Source organism: Cellulomonas massiliensis JC225 (genome assembly GCF_000312005.1).
Taxonomy (GTDB): domain Bacteria; phylum Actinomycetota; class Actinomycetes; order Actinomycetales; family Cellulomonadaceae; genus Cellulomonas; species Cellulomonas massiliensis.
The window spans coordinates 2,384,751-2,405,790 of sequence record NZ_HE978588.1 but is presented as its reverse complement, the minus strand read 5'-3'; the positions used below and the strand labels follow the sequence as shown (position 1 = coordinate 2,405,790).

Genomic DNA, 21,040 nt, shown 5'->3' with positions numbered 1-21,040 from the left:
CTCCGGGCCGAACGGCGCGGCCGTCGCGTCAGAGCGTGAGCGCGTACATCGTCTGCCCGTGGTGCACCTCGTAGCCCAGCCGCGCGTAGAGGCCGTGCGCCCCGGTCGGGTTCTCGGTGTCGACCCCGATCTCCGCGACGTCCATGCCGGACTCGCGGTAGGCGGTCATCGCGGCGACCAGCAGCGCGACGGCGACACCGCGCCCCCGCCACGGGCGCCGCACCCCGAGCAGCTCGGTGTACCCCGAGCGGTACCCGGCCAGCTCCCAGTCCTGCTCGTACCGTCCGGAGATCAGGTACCCGGCGACCTCGCCCGCGTCGGTGAGGGCGACGAAGCTCCAGGCCGGGGCGAACATCGGCCGCAGCGCCCACTGCTCGGCCGTGCGCGGCTCGCTCCCCCAGTGGTCGGCGAAGGCCTCGTTGTGCGCGAGCCGGACCGCCTCGTCGAGCTCCTCGCTCCACGGCACCACGCGCACCCCGTCGAGCGCCGGCGCCGCCGGCAGGTCGCCGTCCAGCCGCCGCCGCATCTCGCTGTAGTACCGGACGGGCTCGAGGCCGGACGCCCGCAGGGCGCGCGCCGGCCCGGGCGCGGTGTCGTCGGCGTACGCGGTGAGGCGGACCGGCAGGTCACGACCGCGCCCCGCGGCGACCTGGCGGGCCCGGGCGTGCGACCAGGCGAGCACCGCCCGGCCGATCCCCCGCCCGCGCCAGTCGGGGTCGACGCCGCCCATGAGGAAGACCCGCAGCGTCGACGTGTCTCCCGGCGGCTGGTCGACCCACGCCCACGCCCGCAGCCGGCCGTCCGCGTCCACGGCGGTGAGCGAGTCGCGGGCGGGCTGCTTCCAGTCGCCGTCGAAGAGCTCCGCGAGCTCCTCCCGGGCGTGCCGGTACGGCAGCCCGTCGGCCTCCTCCGTGCGGTTGACGAGGACGACGAGCGCGTCGAGGTCGTCGGGCGTCAGCGGCCGCCAGGCGAGGCCGAGGTCCGGCGGGAGCTCGGGCAGCCGGGCGGGCGGGCGGAGGCGGTCGGCGATCGAGGAGGTCACGTGAGGAGGCTCCCGGCTGGCCGCCACCCCGGCAACCCGTTTGCGCCTCGCGGCGTTCGCCGAGCATCGTCAGCGAACGAGCTTCCTCCACGTCGTGGCGTTGACGACGCCGGTGACGGCGAGCCCGTTCTTCTTCTGGAACGCCTTCACGGCCGCGGTGGTCAGGGTCCAGTACGTCCCGGTCTCCTTGACGCCGAGCAGGCGCTGGATGTCGACGACGGCCTGGCCCTTGTCGCCCATCCGGATGCCCTCGGCCAACCGGGCGGCCGAGATCGACGAGACCGTGACGACGCGGCGCGGAGACCTGTCGGCCGCGCCGTTCACCATCGACCTCCAGGTCAGCGCGTTCACGACTCCCGTCGCGTACAGGTGGTTCCGCTTCTGCCAGGCCGTGACGTGCGTGACCGTCGCCCTGTCGTACACGCCGGGGTTCACGTCCGCCGGCCATTCGAGGCCCGCCTGCACGGCCGCGACGTCGGCCCTGCGCGATCCGGCCTTGATGCCCTTGGCCAGGCGAGACGCAGGGATGTCGGAGTACACGACGGCGGGCTCGGCGACGAACGTGGTGCGGACCTTGGTCACGTTGCCGGCTGCGTCCTTCGCGGCGAGGACGAAGGTGTGCGTACCGACGGTGAACCCGCTCACCTCAGCGATGCCCTGCGCGCGCCGGACGGTCACGCGAGTGCCGTCGAAGGACACCGCGACCTCGGTGACGTCGGGGGCGGCGTCGAAGAACAGCCAGGCGCGCCGGCCGTCGAAGGGGTTGTAGGTCACGTCGAAGCCCGTCACGACCGGAGGCGTGCGGTCGGACGCCGTCCACCTGACGCGCGAGAGGTCGGAACGGTTGCCGGCGGCGTCGAGCGCGAAGACCTCGTAGCGGTGCGCGCCGAACGGGGCACGGACGAGCAGGGCGCTGCCCGTCAGCGGCTGCGGCGCGGCGCCGTCGAGCGAGCCGTACACCGCCGCCGGCTCGCTCGTCGTCCACGTGAGCCGCACCTTGGTGGAGTCGCGGTTGTGCGCCGACTCCCGAAGGGTGACGCGCGGGGCCGTGACGTCGACGACCAGACGTGTCGTGACGCTCTGCCGGGCGCCGTCGCCGTCGAGGTAGGCGATGACGAGCTCGTGGTCCCCCTCGGCCAGCTCCGGGAGGTCGACGGTCGCGCCACCGGTGAGCGCGACGCCCTGGCCGTCCACCGTCACGGTGTGATCGGTCCCCGCGGGCAGGGTGAACGACGGGGTCGTGTCACCGGTCACGACCGGGGCGCCCGGCGTGTACGGGTCGGCGACCGCGGAGCCCGCGGTGGTCAGGGCCATCGAGGCGGTGATCGCCAGGGTGGCGGCGGCGCCGAGCAGCCGGTGCGGGGGTCGGGCGAGCATGCGGGGTGCCTACCTCTGGACGAGTCGCGACGGGGCGCGCCCGGTCCGGCGAGCTGCTCCTGAGCCGCTCACGAGCGAGGCGCGTCGGTGCCGCCCGACCGGGACACGCGCACCGTACCGGCGGGCGCCGTCGCGTCCGGTGCGTCCACCAGGGTGCTGCCGGATCGACGTCAGATCGATGCCGCTTCGAGACCTGCGCCGCGCGCCTCGGCCGGCGGGTCGCTCAGGCGTCGATGCGGCTGCGGTCCAGCTGCTGCGCGCCCGCGACGATGAAGTCCTTGCGCGGTGCGACCTCGGCACCCATGAGGAGCTCGAAGATCTCCTCGGCGCGCTGCGCCGCCTCGACGGTCACCCGGCGCAGCGTCCGGTGGCGCGGGTCCATCGTCGTCTCGGAGAGCTGGTCGGCGTCCATCTCGCCGAGGCCCTTGTAGCGCTGGATGTCGTCCTTGTACTTCTTCCCCGCGCGGTCGAGCCGCGCGAGGGTCTGCGCGAGCTCGGCCTCCGAGTACGTGTAGACGTACTTCTCCTGGCCGGCCCGGACCCCGGTGAGCTCGATGCGGTGCAGCGGCGGGACGGCGGCGTACACGCGCCCCTCCTCCACGAGCGGGCGCATGTAGCGGAAGAACAGCGTCAGCAGCAGCGTGCGGATGTGGGCGCCGTCGACGTCGGCGTCGGTCATGAGGATGACCTTGCCGTACCGCGCGGCGCCGAGGTCGAACGTGCGCCCGGAGCCCGCGCCGAGCACCTGGATGATCGCGGCGCACTCCGCGTTCTTCAGCATGTCCGTGACCGAGGCCTTCTGGACGTTGAGGATCTTGCCCCGGATCGGCAGGAGGGCCTGGAAGTCGGAGCTGCGCGCGAGCTTCGCGGTGCCGAGCGCGCTGTCGCCCTCGACGATGAACAGCTCGCTGCGCTCCACGTCGTCGCTGCGGCAGTCCGCGAGCTTCGCCGGCAGCGACGACGACTCCAGGGCGTTCTTCCGCCGCGAGATCTCCTTCTGCTTGCGGGCCGACAGGCGCGCCCGCATCTCGCCGACGACCTTCTCCAGCAGCAGCGACGACTGCGTCTTGTCGTCCCGCTTCGGCGACGCGAACACCGCCGCCAGCTCCCGCTCGACGACCTTGGCCACGATGCCCCGCACGGGGGCCGTGCCGAGCACCTCCTTCGTCTGGCCCTCGAACTGCGGCTCGGCGAGGCGGACCGTGACGACGGCGGTGAGCCCGGCGAGCACGTCCTCCTTGTCGATCCGCTCGGTCGCGGCGTCCTTGGCGCTGATCTTCAGGCGGCGCGCGTTGAGCTCCACCTGCTTGCGCAGCACCTTGAGCAGGCCGGCCTCGAACCCCGCCTGGTGGGTGCCGCCCTTCGGGGTGGAGATGATGTTGACGAACGTGCGCACCTCGGTGTCGTAGCCCGTGCCCCACCGCAGCGCCACGTCCACCTCGCACGCGCGCTCTACCTCCTGCGGGGTCATGTGGCCGCGCTCGTCCAGCACCGGCACCGTCTCGGTGAACCGGTCCGCTCCCGTGAGGTGCCAGGTCCCCGTGACGGCGGCGTCGGGCGCGAGGTGGTCGACGAAGTCGACGACGCCGCCCGTGTGGCAGAACGTCTCCTCGTGCGGCCCGTCCGCGCCCGGGGTGCCGGGGATCCGGCGCTCGTCGCGGACGACGATCGTCAGCCCCGGCACGAGGAAGCTCGTCTGACGCGCGCGCGTCACGAGCTCGTCGTAGCTGAAGCTGGCCGTCGCCAGGAAGATCTGGGTGTCCGCCCAGTAGCGCACGCGCGTGCCCGTGCGGGCGCGCGGCACCTTGCCGACGACCGCGAGCTCCGAGCCCGAGACGAACGGCTCGAACGGCGCGTCCGGCGTGCGGCCCTCCCGGTCGTCGAAGACCCCCGGCTCGCCGCGGTGGAACGTCATGCGGTAGGTGCGGCCGTCGCGGTCCACCTCGACGTCGAGGCGCGCCGAGAGCGCGTTGACGACCGACGCGCCGACGCCGTGCAGTCCGCCGGACGCGGCGTACGACCCGCCGCCGAACTTGCCGCCGGCGTGCAGCTTCGTGAAGACGACCTCGACGCCCGTCAGGCCCGTCTTGGGCTCCACGTCGACCGGGATGCCGCGGGCGTTGTCGCGCACCTCGACCGACCCGTCGGCGTGCAGGACGACCTCGATGCGGTCGCCGTGGCCGGCCAGCGCCTCGTCGACGGAGTTGTCGATGATCTCCCAGAGGCAGTGCATGAGACCGCGGCTGTCCGTCGTCCCGATGTACATCCCCGGGCGCTTGCGGACGGCCTCGAGACCCTCCAGCACCGACAGGTGCCGGGCGGTGTAGCCGGACTGCGCTCCCGTTGTCGTCACGCGGGCATGGTAGTCGCCGAGCCTGACGGACCCGCGGCACCATGCCGGTCGTCGCGACGGGTCGACCGCGCCCTCTCGACCGCCCGCGCGACGGCCCCGGTGTTACGGGCAGGTCACCGTCCGGTGACGTTCTGTACGCGGGTAGCGAACCACCCGCCCCCGAGGACATGAAACCTCGGAACGGATGGTTCTATGTCAACGTGACCGCAACGATGACAGCCCCGCTGACCGCAGCCGACCGGTGCGACCGCTGCAACGCCCAGGCGTACGTGCGCGTCGTGCTCCCCGCGGGCGAGCTGCTCTTCTGCGCCCACCACGCGCGGGAGCACGCCCCCAAGTTCGCCGAGCTGGCGACGCACGTGCAGGACGAGACGGACCGCCTTCTCGCCGAGCACGGCGCCGGCGCAGGCGCCGCCTCCTGAGACCCCGACCCCCGTCGCCCGCAGCCTGACGCGCGGGACGGGAACGGACCACGGCCCCCTCGGGCGCTCATCCTCCAGGTGAGCAGCCGAGGGGGCCGTCGTCGTCCCGGGCCGGCACCTGCGGCTGCTCAGCCGGCGGCGCGCGTGCGTGCGAGCAGGGACGTCACGACGTCGACGACCGCCGCCGGCTCCTGCTCCGCCATGAAGTGCCCCGCGTCCATCGTCCGGTGCTCCAGGTCGGCCGCCCAGGCCGCCCAGAGCCCGGCGGCGTCGTAGCCCAGCCGCGCCCCCCAGTCCTGCTGGACGACCGTCACCGGCATCGTCAGCCGCCGGCCCGCACGCCTGTCCGCCTCGTCGTGCTCGACGTCGACGGTCGCGGAGGCGCGGTAGTCGGCGACGATCGACGGCACCGCCGCGGCCGACGCCGCCAGGTACGCGGCGCGGACGTCCGGCGGGATCGCGCGGTCGTCCGCTCCCCACCCGTCGAGGAACCCCGCGAAGAAGTCCTCCGCCACGGCCTCGATCATGCGCTCCGGCAGCCCGGGCGGCTGCGCCATGAGGTACAGGTGCCACGCGACGGACGCGTGCACGCCGTGCAGGACCTCCCACGTGTCGAGGGTCGGCAGGACGTCGAGCGTGGCGAGGTGCGTCACGCGGTCGGGGTGGTCCAGCGCGGTGCGGAGCGCCACGAGCGCACCGCGGTCGTGCCCCACCACGGCGAAGCGCTCGAACCCGAGCGCCTCGAGCGCCGCGACGACGTCACGGCCCATCGAGCGCTTGGAGTAGGTGTCCGGCGACGTGGCGAGCGGCTTGTCGCTCGCGCCGTAGCCGCGCAGGTCGAGGCAGACGACCGTGTGCTGCCGTGCCAGGGCGGGCGCGACGTGGCGCCACATGAGGTGCGTCTGCGGGAAGCCGTGCAGCAGCACGACGGGCGGACCCTCCCCGAGGACGGCGGCGTGGAGCGAGACTCCGTCGGCGCCGGGGAGCCGCTGGTCGTGCGAGCCGGGGATGTGCATGGGGTGCCTCTCAGTCGGCGGTGGGCAGGTGGGGGTGCGCGGCCGGGCCGCTGACGGGGCCCGCGGCGAACACGGCGGGGCTCGGTGGCGCCGGGGTCCGTGCGCTGCGCTCGAGCGCGGGCAGCAGCACCGTGTCGACGAGGTGCTCGAGGTGCGCGTCGTCGACGGGGGCGCCGGTCAGCGCCCGCAGGACGAGCACCGACCCCGCCACCTCGTCGAACGGGTACGCCCGGGCCCCGGTGGGGAGCTCGCCCCGGTCCACGGCGCGGCGCAGCACCTGCGGCGGCAGGCGGGCGCCGGTGTGCCCCGCGGTCTCCTCGAGGAGGTCGCCGAGCGCCGGGTCCTGGGCGGCTCCGGAGAGCAGCGCCACGACGAGGGATCCCGGCGACCGCCCGAGCATGGCCACGAGCCGGCCGCAGAGGGCGAGCAGGTCGCCCCGCAGCGATCCCGTGTCCACCTCCGCGAGCGGCTCGCCCTGCTGCGCGCGCACCGCCGCGACCACGAGGTCGCGCCTGGTCGCCCATCGGCGGTAGACGGTCGCCTTCGAGGTGCCGGCGCGCGCCGCCACCCCCTCCATGGACACACCCTCGTACCCGGCCTCGGCCAGCAGGGCCAGCGCGGCGTCGAGGATCGCCGCCTCCTTGCGCGGGTCCCGGGGACGGCCGCGCGACGGGCGCATCGGATTGCTATACGCCACGTTCCGTATCGTAAACGCCGCGGGCGCAGGCGGCAACCGAGCGACGACCCCCTTAGTCCGCGAGCACGTCCGTCCACTCGAGGATCCGGTACGACCTCACGACGCCCTGCACGACGAACGGGTCGGTGCGGGCGAACTCCTCCGCGGCCTCCCGGCTCACCAGCACGCACATCGCGCCCTCCGCCTGGGGGTCGCCGAAGGTGCCGACGCCGAGGAGCAGGCCGGCGGCGGCGAACCGCCGGTAGTGCTCGGTGTGCGCCGCCATCACCGGCACCGCCCGCGTGGCGACGTCGTCCGCCGACGTGTAGAGCACGACGTGCCGGACCCGGCTCATGCCGCACCCACGCGCCGCGCGAACGCGTCCAGGACGATGCCCCACCCACGGTCGAACGAGCCGCCGGCGTAGCCCTCGGGCAGCGCGCACGCGGCGCCCAGCTGCTCGTCCGACAGCCGCTCCCAGCCCCGGTGCTCGACCTCGACGCGGGTGAGCGACGGGCCGAGCTCGAGGAACCGGAGCTCGACCTCCGTCGGCTCCGGCGTCAGCCGCCAGGCCATCGTGAAGCCGCGCGGCGGGTCCCAGGCGAGCAGCTCGCCCCACGCGTGCACGGTCCCGTCGTCCCAGTGCTCGGTGACGAGCCCGCCGGCGCGGCGCTCGAGGCGCACGTCGCGCACCCTCCCCTCGCCCCGGGAGAACGGCGTCACCGGCCACCACGCACCGAGCTCGCGCACGAACACGTCGAACGTCCGATCGCGCCCCGCGCGCACGGTCGTCGCGCGACGCACCGGCGGCGTCGGGATGCGGTGCACGGCCCCGGAGGAGCTGCTCGCCGAGCTGCCGCTCGCCTCCCGCGTCGCGCCGGGAGCCGGCGGGCGGTCAGGCGCTCGCACGACGCGCCTCCTCGTCGTCGTCGACGTCCGCCTCGGACTCCGCCAGTCGCCGTGCCGCGTCGAGCGACGCGGCCCACGTCTCGTCGAGGAACTCCCGCAGGCCGGCGAGCCCCTCGGGGAGCGTCCGGTACAGGTGGCGCGTGCCGACCGTGCGCTGCGCGACGAGGCCCGCGTCCTGCAGGACGCGCAGGTGCTGGCTCACGGCGCTGCGCGTCACGTCGAACTCCTCGGCGAGCCGGCCGACGGCCTTCTCCCCCTCCGACAGCAGCCGCAGGATGTCGCGCCGGCGCGGCTCGGCGAGCGCGCGCAGGACCGCGTCCGTCGACATGACCACCTCCCGCCTTCGTCAGTCCACACTAACGGTTAGTGGGCGCTGACGGAAGGTCCCTGGGAACGCGACGAGGCCCGGCCCCCCGTCGTGCGGGGACCGGGCCTCGGGCGGTGCGATCAGTCGAGGTAGTCGCGCAGCACCTGCGAGCGCGACGGGTGGCGCAGCTTCGACATCGTCTTGGACTCGATCTGGCGGATCCGCTCGCGCGTGACGCCGTAGACCTTGCCGATCTCGTCGAGCGTCTTCGGCTGGCCGTCGGTCAGGCCGAACCGCATCGAGACGACGCCGGCCTCGCGCTCGGAGAGCGTGTCGAGCACCTGGTGCAGCTGCTCCTGCAGGAGCGTGAAGCTCACCGCGTCGGCGGGCACGACCGCCTCGGAGTCCTCGATGAGGTCACCGAACTCGCTGTCCCCGTCCTCGCCGAGCGGCGTGTGCAGGGAGATGGGCTCGCGGCCGTACTTCTGGACCTCGACGACCTTCTCCGGGGTCATGTCGAGCTCCTTGGCGAGCTCCTCGGGCGTGGGCTCCCGGCCCAGGTCCTGGAGCATCTGCCGCTGCACGCGCGCCAGCTTGTTGATGACCTCGACCATGTGGACCGGGATGCGGATGGTGCGCGCCTGGTCCGCCATCGCGCGGGTGATCGCCTGGCGGATCCACCACGTCGCGTACGTCGAGAACTTGTAGCCCTTGGTGTAGTCGAACTTCTCGACCGCACGGATGAGGCCGAGGTTGCCCTCCTGGATCAGGTCCAGGAAGAGCATGCCGCGGCCCGTGTAACGCTTGGCCAGCGAGACGACGAGACGCAGGTTCGCCTCGAGCAGGTGGTTCTTGGCGCGGCGGCCGTCCTGCGCGATCCACTCGAGCTCACGGCGGAGCTTCGGCTCCATCGTGATCCCGGCGTTGAGCCGCTCCTCGGCGAAGAGGCCGGCCTCGATGCGCTTGGCGAGCTCGACCTCCTGCTCCGCGTTGAGGAGCGCGACCTTGCCGATCTGCTTCAGGTAGTCCTTGACGGGGTCCGCGGTCGCGCCGGCCGTGACGACCTGCTGCGCGGGGGCGTCGTCGTCGTCGGCGTCCGAGTACACGAAGCCCGTGTCCTCGGTCTCCTCCTCGCTCGACGCGGCCTTGGGCGCGGCCTCCGTGGCCTCGTCCTCGGTCTCCTCGCCCTCGGTCGCCTCGGCGTCGGCGTCCTCGACCTCGACCTCCTCGAGGTCCGTCGGCTCGGCCTCGACGTCCTCGACCTCGGCGCCGTCCTCGTCCGTCTCGACGGGCTCGGCCTTGCCGGTGGTCTTCGCGGCGGGCTTCGCGCCCGCCGACTTCGTGGACGTCGACCTCGCCGCGGGCTTGGCGGCCGCCTTGCCGGTGGCCTTCGCGGGGGCCTTCGCCGGCTTGGCGGCGGGCTTCGCGGCGGCCTTCTCCGGCTCGTCGTCCTGCGTGGCGGGGGCCGTGACGGTGGCCCCGGAGCGGGTGGCGCTAGCGGCCACGGCGCGGCTCGCCCGTGCCGGGCGCGGGGCCTCGGCGGCGGGGGCGGCGTCGACCGTGATGCCGGACGTGGCGAGCGCACGGACGACGGCCTTGAGGCGCGACGCGCTGGACACGTCGGCCTGCTCGCACGCCTCGCGCACGGAGACCGCGTCGACCGAGCCGCTCGCACGGCCACGTCGGACCAGGTCCTGCAGGGCGGGGTGCTCGAACTCACGCGGAAGCGTGCTGAACGTGGGGGAAGACGACACGGATCACCTTTCGGCGGCACGACACCCGGGAGGTCGGGCGCGGGAGACTGCTGGATATTGTACCGAGGCCCCGGTGGCCTCGTGGCGCGCCACGGGCACCCCGGGCGCGTCGGGCGGCGGATCGTCACCGCCCCGGTCGGAGATCACGCGTGGCTGCCGGCGCCGCACCCCGTCCTCGGGTCCGGCGACGCCTGGTCGTCACCTCGCGCGTCGAGGGGCACAACGCTCGGGGCACGCGCAGGATTCCCGCCGCCCGAGACCGTTCTCCGGTTCACCCCGTGCAGCGGCCGGTGCCAGCCGCGGGCTGCGCCGCTCAGGCGGCGGGCTTGACCGTGAGCACGGGGCACGGGGCGTCGAACAGCACGCGCTGGGCGTTGACGCCGAGGATGAGCTTGCCGACGGGGCTGCGCCGGCGCAGCCCGATGACGACGAGCTCGGCGTCGACCTCCTCCGCCGTCGCGATGAGGTCGTCCGCCACGTCCCCGCCGTCGAGCAGCCGGACCTCGTGCTCCACGCCGGCGGCGCGCAGGTCCTCGTCGACGCGGGCGAGCTCGGCCTCGGCGGCGGCGCGGCGGTCCTCGGGCTCGTCCGGGCGGGCCGAGACGACCACGACGACGCCGGTGCCCCGCTGCCGGGCCTCCACGACGGCGGCGTCCAGCGCAGCGCGCCCCTCCGGAGTGGCCAGGTACCCCACGACGACGCCCACGGCTGTCTCCCCTCGTCCGCGCGGACCACCGGTGGTCCCGCCGCGACGCTACCGGAGCCGTGGCCGGGCCTCATCCCGCGGCACGCGACCAGCCCGGGCCGAGCGGCCCGCACAGCAGCCCCTCGACCAGCCCGGCGAGCCGGTACGCCGGGTCGTCCGCCAGCGCGCGGTCGAGGAGCACCCGCGCCCGGGCGCCGTCCCCCGCCCACCACGCGAGCAGCGACAGCAGCGTCCAGGCCGGTGCCTGCCGGCCCAGCCGGCCGTGCGCCACGACACCGGCGAGCACCTGCTCGTGCAGCCGGACGGACGCCGGCGGGCGCACCGCGCAGGCGGGGTCGACGAGCGACGCCACCGCCCGCGCGACCGCTGCGTCGTCGTCCGGCGCGATCCGGCCGCCGCGCACGCACCGCTCCGGCAGGTCCCCCGTGCCCGGCACCAGGCCGACGAGCACCGCGTCCCGCACGCGGCGGTCCGCCAGCCCCGCCTCGATGCGGCCCCAGTGCACCTGCTCCGCCGGTCCGGTCCCGTCGTGCAGCGCCGCGAGCGCCTCGCGCCAGGCGAGCACCGACCCCAGCCGCCAGCTCTCCCGCCCCGCCTCGTCCGCGGCGTCCGCCAGCCGCAGCTCCCAGCGACGGCGCGCGCGTGCGACCGCACGCCGTCGCCCGGGGTCGGCGCGCGCGACAGCGCCGAGCTCGTCCCGCGACCGCGCGACCACCGACCCCTCGAGCACCATCCGCGCCCCCACCAGAGTCGAGTCGAGCTCGCGCAGCGGCCGGCCGCCCGGTGGGCAGCACGGCTGGGCGCAGTCGAGCGACAGGTACCCGGTCGCGGTCACGACCCACGCCGGCACGAACCCGAGCGCGAGCTCGGCCGCCTCGCGGAACACGTCGGCGGCGTCGCGGGCGGGGCCCGGCCGCTCCCTCGGGTCGTCCTCCGTGTACAGGACCAGCACGGCGGCGCTGGCACCGTCCCGCGCGAGCAGCGCGAGCAGCTGGCGCGCGCGGCGCGCGCCCTCGTCCGGGTCGGCGAGCTCGTCCAGGTCGACGCGCGCGACCACCCCGACCGCGCGACGGGGCCCGCGCAGGCTGATCGCCACGGCGCTCGCCGCCGGGTGGAAGCCGAGCCGGTGCGGGACGAGGGCGAGCAGCTCGCGCGGCTCCCCCACCCGGAGGATGTCGTCGGTGTCCATGCCGGGAGCCCACCGCAGAGCGGCGCCGTGCGCCGCTGCCGGTCGCCCGGCTGTGGGCGGCGGCGATCCCCGCTGCTCCTGTGGGCGGGTGGTCGCACCCGCGCTGCGGCGCTCGCGCGGCTACCCTGACGCGGTGCGTCCCCCGCTCCCCCGACAGCTCGCCGCCGCGGCGCTCGCCGTGGCCACGGTCGTCGGCGCCGGGGCGTGCTCGTCGAGCGCGCCGGCGCGGCTGACGCCGAGCACGACCGCGGCCGCGACCCCCGCCCCCACCGCCACGCTCCTGCCGACCGACGAGTCGACGGGCTCCGCCGTCGGGGAGCTGCCCGACGGCTTCCCGGCCGCCCTGGTGCCGGTGCCGCCCGGCGCCGAGGTGCTCGTCGCCACGGTCGACCCGGTCCCCGGCTCGAGCCTCGTCGCGATCAGCCTCAACGTCCGCACGACGCAGTCGACGCGGGAGCTGCTCGCCGCCGTCGAGGCGCCCCTGCTGGACGCGGGCTTCGAGCCGACGAAGGCGCCGACGCGGGACCCGGCGCTCGCCGCGCGGTCGGCGCTGTCCGGCCCGAAGGACCAGTGGGTCATGATCGGCGTGCTGGACACCGACGACGCGCGCACGATGACGCTCAGCGGGCAGGTCCGAGCCGACGACGCCTAGGCTGCCCGCGTGACCGACCTCAGCGACCTCGTCGACGCCGAGGGAGTGCGCTCCGCGGTCGACGACGCCCTGTCCGACCACGTCGAGCGGCTCCGCGCGCTGCTGGCCGCGACCAGCCGCGACGCCGATGCGCTCGCCGACGCCCTCGAGCGCATGGTCGCGGGCGGCAAGCGGATGCGCGCGGCGCTCTGCTACTGGTCCTTCCGCGCCCACGGCGGCGGGGACGGCACACCGCAGGCGCAGGCCGTGCTCCGCGTCGGGGCGGCGCTCGAGCTCTTCCAGGCGGCGGCGCTGTTCCACGACGACGTCATGGACGCGTCCGACACGCGCCGCGGGCAGCCGTCCGCGCACCGCGTCTTCGAGGGCCGGCACCGCGCGTCCGGGCTGACCGGCGACTCCGAGCGGTTCGGCGTCGCCGCCGCGATCCTCCTCGGCGACCTCGCCCTGGTGGCCAGCGAGCAGCAGTTCGCCGACGCGACGACGGGGCACCCCCACCAGCAGGCGGCGCGCGCGGTGTTCGACCTGATGCGCACCGAGGTGACCGTCGGCCAGTACCTCGACGTGCTCGCCCAGGCCATGCCGTGGGGCGACGACCCCGCCCGGGACGAGGACCGGGCCCGCGAGGTGATCCGCGCCAAGTCCGCGCGCTACAGCGTGGAGCACCCGCTCGTGATCGGGGCGGTGCTCGCGGGCGCGGACGAGGCCGCGGTCGCCCGCGTGCAGGCGATCGGTCGGCCCCTGGGCGAGGCGTTCCAGCTCCGCGACGACCTGCTCGGCGTGTTCGGCGACCCCCGTCGCACGGGCAAGCCCGCGGGCGACGACCTGCGGGAGGGCAAGCGCACGGTGCTCGTCGCCCGGGCGGCGGCGCGGGCGCTCGCGGCCGGCGACGACGGCACGGTGCGTCTGCTGGCGCACCACCTCGGCGACCGCACCATGCCCGACGCCGAGGTCGCGGCGCTCGCCCACGCCATCGCCGCGACCGGTGCTCCGGACGACGTCGAGCAGCTCATCGACGAGCTCGCGTCCCGCGCGTTCGCCGGCATCGAGTCGTCGGGCTGGCCCGACCCCGCGCGGCGGGTCGTCGCCGCGCTCGCGCACGCGGCGGTCGACCGCCGGGCCTGACGGCGCGGCGGCACGGCGGGTCGAGCGCCTAGAGCTCGGCCTGGGCCCGCCGCCGGACCTCGGTCTTGCGGCCGCCGCGCAGCGCGTCGATCGGGGTGCCCGGGAGCGACGGGTCCGGGGTGAACAGCCAGGCGATCGCCTCGTCGTCGTCGAACCCGGCGTCGGCCAGCACCGTGAGCGTGCCCTGCAGCCAGGCGAGGACGGTCCAGCCCGCACGCTCGTCGGCGCGCGGGTCCGCGGGGTCCCCCTGGACGAGGAACGCCGCGGGGACGCTCAGCACGGCCGGGCTCCCCCGGCGCACGCCGACGAGCTTGCGCTCCTGCAGCAGCCGCCGGACCTTGCCCACGTCGACGCCCAGGCGCTCCGACACGTCGGGCAGGGTCAGCCACTCGTCGACGAGGGCTTCGGACTTTCGAGGGACGTCGTTCACCCGTCCAGCGTACGGGTGCCGGAATGACAGACCTGTAGTTCCCGCACCGAGGTTTCCGTGGTCGGCGATCCGAGTTAGCGTCACTCCTGTCACAGCAGTAACACAGGCACCATCCGCACCAGGCGACCCGCCTCCTGCACCGAGGACCACGAGCCATGCCGCCCTTCCGCACCCCCGGCGCCACCGCCCGCCGCGCCGCGACCGGCACGACCGCCACGGTCGCCCTGGCCGCCGTCGCCCTGACCGCCACGGCGGGCTCCGCCCAGGCCGACGACCGCTGGACCGTGCGGTCGGGCGACACCGTGAGCCACATCGCCACGCGCACCGGTGCCTCCGTGACGTCGATCGCCCGGGCCAACGGCCTGCACGACCCGTCGACCATCCGCATCGGCCAGGTGCTGCGCATCCCGTCGTCCGCGGCGACGGCGAAGGCGCACGCGGCGACGGCGCGCAAGGCCGCGACCGTCCGCAAGGCCGCGACGTACACGGTCCGCCCCGGTGACACGGTGAGCGCCATCGCCCACCGCCACGGCTCGACGGTGGCCGCGATCAGCAAGGCGAACCGCCTCGACGCCCGCGCGCTCATCGTCGCGGGCCAGAAGCTGACCATCCCCGGCGCCGGCGGCACCGCCGCGAAGCCCTCCGCGCACCCGCGCACGACCACCCGCACGCACACCGTCGTCGCCGGTGACACCGTCGCGCGGATCGCGGCGCGCTACGGCTCGACGACGGCCGCGATCACCCAGGCGAACAAGCTCGACGCCCGCGCGCTCATCCGGATCGGCCAGCGCCTCACGGTCCCCGGCGCCCAGGCCTCCCGGCCGGCGAGCACCCGCACCGACCTCGTCGGCAGCACCTTCGCCGGCCGCACCTACGCCTCGTCCGTCGTGCGGGCCGCGAACGCGAACAAGGCCGAGCTCCTCTCGCGCCACCTGCCCAGCAAGGCCCAGATGCGGGCGAAGGTCGCGGCGACCGCCCGCGCGATGGGCGTCGACCCCGCGCTCGCGCTCGCGATCGCCTACCAGGAGTCGGGCTTCCAGATGAGCTCGGTCTCGCCGGCGAACGCGGTCGGCGTCATGCAGGTCATCCCCAGCGCCGGCGACTGGGCCTCGCAGATGGTCGGCCGCGACCTCGACCTGCTCGACCCCGAGGACAACGTCGTCGCGGGCGTGGCCATCCTGCGGGCGCTCGTCCGCCAGGCGCCGGACCAGCGCACGGCCATCGCCGGGTACTACCAGGGCCTGGCCGGCGTGCTCCGCAACGGCATGAACCCGGACACCCGCCGGTACGTCGCGAACGTCCAGACCCTCATGCGCCAGTTCCGCTGACCCGCGGCGGCGGCGCGCCCCGACCGGCACGACGCCCGCACCGCACGCCTCCCGGCTCCCCGCACGCGCGACCGTAGACTCCTGCGCGTGGGAACCACCGTGACCGACCCGCTCGTCGGCCGTCTCGTCGACGGCCGGTACGAGGTCGTCTCGCGGATCGCCCGCGGCGGCATGGCGACGGTGTACCTGGCCGTCGACCGCCGGCTCGACCGCGAGGTCGCCCTCAAGGTGATGCACCCGCACCTCGCGGACGGGGCGAGCGGGGACGACTTCGTCGCCCGGTTCCGGCGCGAGGCGCGCGCGGCCGCGCGACTCACCCACCCGGGGCTCGTCGGCGTCTACGACCAGGGCGTCGACGGCGAGACGAGCTACCTGACGATGGAGTACGTCGACGGCGCCAACCTGCGGCGCCGGCTCGGCGAGCGCGGCGCGCTCACCGTGGGCGAGGCGCTCAAGACGACCGAGTCCGTGCTGGACGCGGTCGCGGCGGCCCACCGCGCGGGGCTGGTCCACCGCGACATCAAGCCCGAGAACGTCCTGCTCGCCGCGGACGGCCGCATCAAGCTCGCCGACTTCGGGCTCGCCCGCGCCGTGACCGAGGTGACCTCCACGACCACCGGCACGGTGCTCGGCACGGTCGCCTACCTGGCGCCGGAGCTCGTGGTGCGGGGCACGACCGACGCCCGGACCGACGTCTACGCGTGCGGGATCCTCCTGTACGAGATGCTCACGGGCCACCAGCCCTTCACCGGCGAGACGCCGATCCAGGTCGCCTACCAGCACGTGAACTCCGACATCCCGGCGCCGTCCGATTCCGTGGACTGGCTGCCGGTCGAGGTCGACGAGCTCGTGCAGGCGCTCGCCGCGCGCGAGCCCGCGGACCGTCCGCCGGACGCGGCAGCGGCCGTCGCGCTGCTGCGCCGCACCCGCGCCGCCCTGGACGACGAGACGCTGGCCCGCGCGGCGGACGTGCGCCCCACGATCGTCCTGCCCGCGGCGACCGATCCCGACGAGACCGACCTCGAGGAGCTCGACGAGCACGACGTCGACCCGCTCGCGACCACCGTGCTCGACGCGTCGGGCGGCGGCGAGCCGCGCGGCACCACGGTCGCGCTGCCCATCGGGCTCGGCGCCGTGGCGGCCGCCCCGTCCCCCGCCGCACCGCGACGCCGCGGCCGGTGGTGGGTCGCCCTCGTCGTCGTGGTGCTCGCGCTCGCGGCCGGCGCGTGGTGGTACGTCTCCGCGGGCCCCGGCGCGTACACGTCCGTGCCGCGGGTGCTCGGGACGACGCTGGAGGACGCGACCCGGACGCTGCAGGCCGCGGGTCTGCAGGCCGACCCGACCCACGCCTACGACGACGAGGCCCCCAAGGGCACCGTCTTCGCCACCGACCCCGGGGTCGGGCACCAGGTCCGCAAGGGCGGCACCGTGGCGCTGAGCGTCTCGAAGGGTCCGGACTACGTGCAGGTGCCCTCCGGCGTGGTGGGCAAGCAGCAGGCGCAGGCGGAGGCCCGGCTGGCGGACGCCGGCTTCGAGGTCGCGTACGGGCCTGCGGAGTACCACGACTCCCTCGGGCTCGGGTTCGTCGTCTCCGCGTCCCTGCCGGGCGGCGAGCCCGCCGAGCCGGGCACGCAGTCGGTGCGCGGGACCGAGGTGACGCTGGTCGTCTCGAAGGGCCCGGCCCCCGTCACGATCGTCTCGGTCGTCGGCGCCACGCTCGCGGACGCCAAGAAGGACCTCGACCGGCTCGGCCTGAAGGTCAAGACGACCGAGGTGTTCAGCGACGAGGTCCCGAAGGGCTCCGTCGTCGCGCAGGACCCGCGGGCCGACACCCAGGGCCACCGCGGCGACACCGTGACGCTCACCGTGTCGAAGGGACCCGAGCTGGTCGACCTGCCCAGCACGTACGGCATGGGCGTCGACGCGGCGACCGACACGCTGCGCGAGGCGGGGTTCAAGGTCGAGGTGCGCTACCCCCAGGGCTTCTCGCCGCTCAACCTGGTCTACGCGCAGGACCCGCAGGGCGGCGACGGCAAGAAGGCCCCCAAGGGCTCGACGGTCGTCATCAACGTCTTCTGACGCCCGCGGCGCGCCCTGCGCCGCCGGCACGACGGAGGGCCCGGCGCCGGCAGCCCTCTCGGGAGCCGGGCACCGGGCCCTGCGTCGTCCGCGTCAGGCCGCGCGGAGCAGCTCGACGACCTGGAAGGCCATCTCGAGCGACTGCTGGTGGTTGAGGCGCGGGTCCACCAGCGTCTCGTAGCGGCGCGCCAGGCCCTCGTCGTCGATCTCGGCGGAGCCGCCGAGGACCTCCGTGACGTCGTCGCCGGTGAGCTCGATGTGCAGGCCGCCGGGCACGGTGCCCAGCGCGCGGTGCACCTCGAAGAACCCGGCGACCTCGTCCATCACGTCGCTGAACCGGCGGGTCTTGTACCCGGTCGCGGACGTGATGCCGTTGCCGTGCATCGGGTCGCAGACCCACGTCACGGGGCGGCCGTCGGCCGTCACCTTCTCGACGAGCGCCGGGAGCCGGTCGCGCACCTGCGAAGCACCCATGCGGGTGATGAACGTCAGGCGCCCGGGCTCCCCCGTCGGGTTCAGCCGGTCGATGAGGGCGAGCGCGTCGTCGCCCGAGGTCGTCGGGCCGAGCTTCACGCCGATCGGGTTGTGCACCCGGGAGAAGTAGTCGACGTGCGCGCCGTCGAGCTGGCGCGTCCGCTCGCCGATCCAGAGGAAGTGCGCCGAGCAGTCGTACGGGAGGCCCGTGCGGCTGTCGATCCGGGTGAGCGGGCGCTCGTAGTCCAGCAGCAGCCCCTCGTGGCTCGCGAAGAAGTCCACCGTCCGCAGCGCGTCGAAGTCCGCGCCGCACGCCGCCATGAACCGGATGGCACGGTCGATCTCGGCGGCGATCTCGTCGTAGCGCTTGTACGCCGGGTTGGTGGTGAAGCCGCGGTTCCACTCGTGCACCCGCAGCAGCGACGCGAACCCGCCCGTGGTGAAGGCCCGGATGAGGTTCAGCGTCGACGCGGACGTGTGGTACGCCTCCAGGAGCCGCTGCGGGTCCGGGGTGCGGGCCTCGGGCGTGAACGCGTGGTCGTTGATGATGTCGCCGCGGAAGGCGGGCAGCGTGACGTCGTCGCGGGTCTCGCTGTCGGACGAGCGCGGCTTGGCGTACTGCCCGGCCATCCGCCCCATCTTGACCACCGGCAGGCTGGCGCCGTACGTCAGCACGACGGCCATCTGCAGGATGGTCTTGACCTTGTTGCGGATGTTGTCGGCCGTCGCCTCGGCGAACGTCTCGGCGCAGTCGCCGCCCTGCAGCAGGAAGGCCTCGCCCCGGCCGGCGGCGGCGAGCTGCGCGCGCAGCGCGTCCGCCTCCCCGGCGAAGACGAGCGGAGGCAGCGACGCGAGCCGGCCGCGCGCAGCGCGCAGGCTCTCCGCGTCGGGCCACTGCGGCTGCTGGGCCGCGGTGAGCTGCTCCCAGGCGTCGAGGCCCGCGACGACCTGCGGGTCCGGCTCGACGCTCATGAGTGGCTCGCCGGGGCCAGCGGCTGACCGATGTCGGCGAGCAGCTCGCCGAACCACGGCACGCTCACGTCGAACGGCTTGCCGCCGGCGATGCGCGGGAACTCGATCGCGCGCAGCACGTCGCCCTGCTCCTCGTCGTGGCCGATCACGCCGGACTCGCCGCGCAGCGCGCACTCGACCGCGAGGTCGGTCATCGACTTGATGAGGCGCAGGTCCTCGGCGTTCGCGGCCGCGGCGCGCGAGTAGTAGCCGGACTTCTGCACCATCGTCTTCTCGGCGCCGAGCTTGGCGGCGAACTGCTTCGCGAACCACTGGCCCGGGTTGATGGTGTCGAGCTTGACGTGGCCGAACGGGTCGCGCTCGACCGTCTCACCCGACGCCTCGAGCTGCTCGACGATCTCGTGCATCCCGGCGCCCTCGGACAGGAAGATGTTGACGTTGCCCTGCTCGTCCATGATCGCCTTGAGACGCTCCGCCTCGGCGTCGATGTCCAGCGCGAGCTCCGGCAGGAACACGGCGTGGATGTCCCACCGCTCCTTGCTCAGGCCGATGCTGGGCACCCACTCCTGGCGGTCGAGCCACCTGCGGTACTCGACCGACGCGGCGGCGGTGAGCCACCCGCAGTGGCGCCCCATCACCTCGTGCACGATGAGCATGCGCGGGCCGCTGCGGTGCTCGCCGATGATGTTCGCCGCGAACTGGGCGGCCTCCTCGGCCGCGGTCCACGCGCCCAGCGACTGGCGGATCGGCACCACGTCGTTGTCGATCGTCTTCGGCAGGCCGACGACGGTCAGGCCGTAGTCGTTGTCCGCGAGGTACGCGGCGAGGTCGGCGGCGGTCGTGTTCGTGTCGTCGCCGCCGATGGTGTGCAGCACGTCCACGCCGTCGGCCTTGAGCTGCTCGGCCGCGACCTGCAGCGGGTCCTGGCCCTCCTGCACGAGGCCGCGCTTGACGCAGTCCTTCGCGTTCGTCAGCTTGACGCGGGAGTTGCCGATGGGCGAGCCGCCGAAGCGGTGCAGGACGCCGGCCTTGCGACGCGTCTCCTCGTCGATGACGATCTTGTCGCCGCGCAGCAGCCCGTAGTAGCCGTGCTCGTACGCGATGATCTCGACGTCCGGGGCGATCTCCGTGTAGCGCTCGATCAGACCGCCGACGGCGGACGACAGGCACGGAGCGAAGCCACCCGCGGTCAGGAGAGCGACGCGACGAACCGACATGAGACACACCTCTCGTTGATGAGCACGGCCGGCACGGTTGCCGGCGAGGACCCAGCCTGGGCCGTGCGCGCGGGCCGTCGCCGGGACGAAGGTCGGACGACGCGCGCCTGCGCAGGCGCCCGGGTCATCCTACTGACGTCGTCGGCTCGTCCTCGGGCGGGACCGGAACCTGGACGTCCGGGGCGGGACGGCCCCCGGGAGCGGCCGGCAGCTGGCCGTCCTCCTCAGCCGAGCCGTGCCCGGCGGCGATGCGCGCCTTCTGGGTCGCCGCGTACACGTCCACGTACTCCTGGCCCGACAGGCTCATGATCGCGTACATGATCTCGTCGGTGACCGAGCGCAGGATGAAGCGGTCGTTCTCCATGCCGGCGTAGCGGCTGAAGTCGAGGGGCTCGCCGATCACGACGCCCACCCGCATGACCTTGGGGATCGTGCGGCCGAGGGGCTGGGCGACGTCGGTGTCGACCATCGCGATCGGGACGACGGGGGCGCCGGACTCCAGCGCCAGGCGGGCGATGCCGGTCTTGCCGCGGTACAGCCGGCCGTCGGGGCTGCGGGTGCCCTCGGGGTAGATGCCGAACAGGCCGCCCTCGCGCAGCCGGCGCAGGCCGGTGTTGAGCGCCGCCTCGCTGGCCTTGCCGCCGCTGCGGTCGACCGGGATGGTGCCCACGCCGCGCATGAACCCCGCGGTCACGCGCCCGCGCAGCCCCTTGCCGGTGAAGTACTCCTGCTTGCCGATGAACACGACCTCGCGGTCGAGCACGAGCGGCAGGAAGAACGAGTCGATCACCGCGAGGTGGTTGCTCGCCAGGATCGCCGCCCCGGACGACGGGACGTTCTCGGCTCCGCGCACCCACGGCCGGTAGACCAGGTGCAGCAGGGGTCCGACGAACACCCGCTTCATCAACCAGTAGAACAACCGCTCATCCCTTCGAGGCCGACCGCCGCACCCTACGTCCTCGACCTGCGCCGGACGTGACGCGCGGAGCCGGGGACCGCGTGTCCGGCGCCCGGG

The 21,040-nt window shown here is 74.5% G+C and carries 20 protein-coding genes; 5 read left to right on the top strand and 15 right to left on the bottom strand.

Features of this window, described 5'->3' with window-relative positions:
* Positions 1 to 28: 28 nt before the first annotated feature.
* The 3 genes from HGCM_RS11445 to HGCM_RS11435 all read right to left on the bottom strand — a co-directional run bounded on the left by HGCM_RS11445 (position 29) and on the right by HGCM_RS11435 (position 4,772).
* On the bottom strand, positions 29 to 1,042 hold the full coding sequence (locus HGCM_RS11445) for a GNAT family N-acetyltransferase (RefSeq protein ID WP_019136975.1): 1,014 nt from the start codon (positions 1,040 to 1,042) through the stop codon (positions 29 to 31).
* Positions 1,043 to 1,111: 69 nt separating this feature from the next.
* The gene (locus HGCM_RS11440; protein ID WP_019136974.1) at positions 1,112 to 2,419 is read right to left on the bottom strand and encodes a peptidoglycan-binding domain-containing protein; all 1,308 of its coding nucleotides are present in this window, start codon (positions 2,417 to 2,419) and stop codon (positions 1,112 to 1,114) included.
* Between the two features lie 223 nt (positions 2,420 to 2,642).
* Positions 2,643 to 4,772: a DNA gyrase/topoisomerase IV subunit B gene (locus tag HGCM_RS11435; protein ID WP_019136973.1), complete on the bottom strand. Its 2,130-nt coding sequence runs from the start codon at positions 4,770 to 4,772 to the stop codon at positions 2,643 to 2,645.
* 212 nt (positions 4,773 to 4,984) lie between these two features.
* Here HGCM_RS11435 and HGCM_RS11430 point away from each other — a divergent pair, with 212 nt between their 5' ends.
* Entirely contained in the window at positions 4,985 to 5,194 is a 210-nt protein-coding gene (locus HGCM_RS11430; RefSeq protein WP_019136972.1) for a DUF7455 domain-containing protein, read from the top strand.
* 128 nt (positions 5,195 to 5,322) lie between these two features.
* Here HGCM_RS11430 and HGCM_RS11425 read toward each other — a convergent pair whose 3' ends face one another.
* The 8 genes from HGCM_RS11425 to HGCM_RS11390 form a co-directional block, all read right to left on the bottom strand.
* A complete protein-coding gene (locus HGCM_RS11425; RefSeq protein ID WP_019136971.1) occupies positions 5,323 to 6,210 on the bottom strand; it encodes an alpha/beta fold hydrolase in 888 nt (295 codons plus the stop codon).
* A 10-nt stretch (positions 6,211 to 6,220) separates the two neighbouring features.
* Positions 6,221 to 6,907 (bottom strand): TetR/AcrR family transcriptional regulator, encoded by a 687-nt coding sequence (locus HGCM_RS18110; RefSeq protein WP_147572824.1) that lies wholly within the window; start codon positions 6,905 to 6,907, stop codon positions 6,221 to 6,223.
* 52 nt (positions 6,908 to 6,959) lie between these two features.
* Positions 6,960 to 7,241: a YciI family protein gene (locus HGCM_RS11415; protein ID WP_019136969.1), complete on the bottom strand. Its 282-nt coding sequence runs from the start codon at positions 7,239 to 7,241 to the stop codon at positions 6,960 to 6,962.
* Positions 7,238 to 7,795 carry an SRPBCC domain-containing protein gene (locus HGCM_RS11410; RefSeq protein WP_019136968.1) on the bottom strand — a complete coding sequence of 186 codons (558 nt, stop codon included), beginning with the start codon at positions 7,793 to 7,795 and terminating at the stop codon, positions 7,238 to 7,240. The genes HGCM_RS11415 and HGCM_RS11410 overlap by 4 nt, the downstream gene beginning before the upstream one ends.
* A complete protein-coding gene (locus HGCM_RS11405) occupies positions 7,782 to 8,123 on the bottom strand; it encodes an ArsR/SmtB family transcription factor (protein ID WP_026075427.1) in 342 nt (113 codons plus the stop codon). The genes HGCM_RS11410 and HGCM_RS11405 overlap by 14 nt, the downstream gene beginning before the upstream one ends.
* A gap of 119 nt (positions 8,124 to 8,242) precedes the next feature.
* The gene (locus HGCM_RS11400; RefSeq protein ID WP_019136966.1) at positions 8,243 to 9,856 is read right to left on the bottom strand and encodes an RNA polymerase sigma factor; all 1,614 of its coding nucleotides are present in this window, start codon (positions 9,854 to 9,856) and stop codon (positions 8,243 to 8,245) included.
* A 313-nt stretch (positions 9,857 to 10,169) separates the two neighbouring features.
* A complete protein-coding gene (locus HGCM_RS11395; RefSeq protein WP_019136965.1) occupies positions 10,170 to 10,562 on the bottom strand; it encodes a universal stress protein in 393 nt (130 codons plus the stop codon).
* Between the two features lie 70 nt (positions 10,563 to 10,632).
* On the bottom strand, positions 10,633 to 11,751 hold the full coding sequence (locus HGCM_RS11390) for a DUF4192 domain-containing protein (protein WP_019136964.1): 1,119 nt from the start codon (positions 11,749 to 11,751) through the stop codon (positions 10,633 to 10,635).
* Between the two features lie 133 nt (positions 11,752 to 11,884).
* On the opposite strand from HGCM_RS11390, the gene HGCM_RS11385 reads away from it, so the two are divergent.
* Positions 11,885 to 12,403 (top strand): hypothetical protein, encoded by a 519-nt coding sequence (locus tag HGCM_RS11385; protein ID WP_026075426.1) that lies wholly within the window; start codon positions 11,885 to 11,887, stop codon positions 12,401 to 12,403.
* A gap of 9 nt (positions 12,404 to 12,412) precedes the next feature.
* Positions 12,413 to 13,525, top strand: coding sequence for a polyprenyl synthetase family protein (locus tag HGCM_RS11380; RefSeq protein ID WP_019136962.1), 1,113 nt, complete (start codon positions 12,413 to 12,415; stop codon positions 13,523 to 13,525).
* Positions 13,526 to 13,553: 28 nt separating this feature from the next.
* Here the strand turns inward: HGCM_RS11380 and HGCM_RS11375 are convergent, their stop codons facing one another.
* Positions 13,554 to 13,955, bottom strand: coding sequence for an Rv2175c family DNA-binding protein (locus HGCM_RS11375; RefSeq protein WP_019136961.1), 402 nt, complete (start codon positions 13,953 to 13,955; stop codon positions 13,554 to 13,556).
* Positions 13,956 to 14,110: 155 nt separating this feature from the next.
* Here HGCM_RS11375 and HGCM_RS11370 point away from each other — a divergent pair, with 155 nt between their 5' ends.
* On the top strand, positions 14,111 to 15,283 hold the full coding sequence (locus HGCM_RS11370) for a LysM peptidoglycan-binding domain-containing protein (protein ID WP_019136960.1): 1,173 nt from the start codon (positions 14,111 to 14,113) through the stop codon (positions 15,281 to 15,283).
* Positions 15,284 to 15,370: 87 nt separating this feature from the next.
* On the top strand, positions 15,371 to 17,362 hold the full coding sequence (pknB, locus tag HGCM_RS11365) for a Stk1 family PASTA domain-containing Ser/Thr kinase (RefSeq protein WP_026075425.1): 1,992 nt from the start codon (positions 15,371 to 15,373) through the stop codon (positions 17,360 to 17,362).
* A 93-nt stretch (positions 17,363 to 17,455) separates the two neighbouring features.
* Here the strand turns inward: pknB and HGCM_RS11360 are convergent, their stop codons facing one another.
* From HGCM_RS11360 to HGCM_RS11350, 3 genes are all read right to left on the bottom strand, one after another.
* A complete protein-coding gene (locus HGCM_RS11360) occupies positions 17,456 to 18,808 on the bottom strand; it encodes a class II 3-deoxy-7-phosphoheptulonate synthase (RefSeq protein ID WP_019136958.1) in 1,353 nt (450 codons plus the stop codon).
* The gene (locus HGCM_RS11355; RefSeq protein ID WP_019136957.1) at positions 18,805 to 20,025 is read right to left on the bottom strand and encodes a pyrophosphate--fructose-6-phosphate 1-phosphotransferase; all 1,221 of its coding nucleotides are present in this window, start codon (positions 20,023 to 20,025) and stop codon (positions 18,805 to 18,807) included. The genes HGCM_RS11360 and HGCM_RS11355 overlap by 4 nt, the downstream gene beginning before the upstream one ends.
* Positions 20,026 to 20,149: 124 nt before the next feature.
* Positions 20,150 to 20,929 (bottom strand): lysophospholipid acyltransferase family protein, encoded by a 780-nt coding sequence (locus HGCM_RS11350; protein ID WP_040399078.1) that lies wholly within the window; start codon positions 20,927 to 20,929, stop codon positions 20,150 to 20,152.
* Between the last annotated feature and the right edge of the window lie 111 nt (positions 20,930 to 21,040).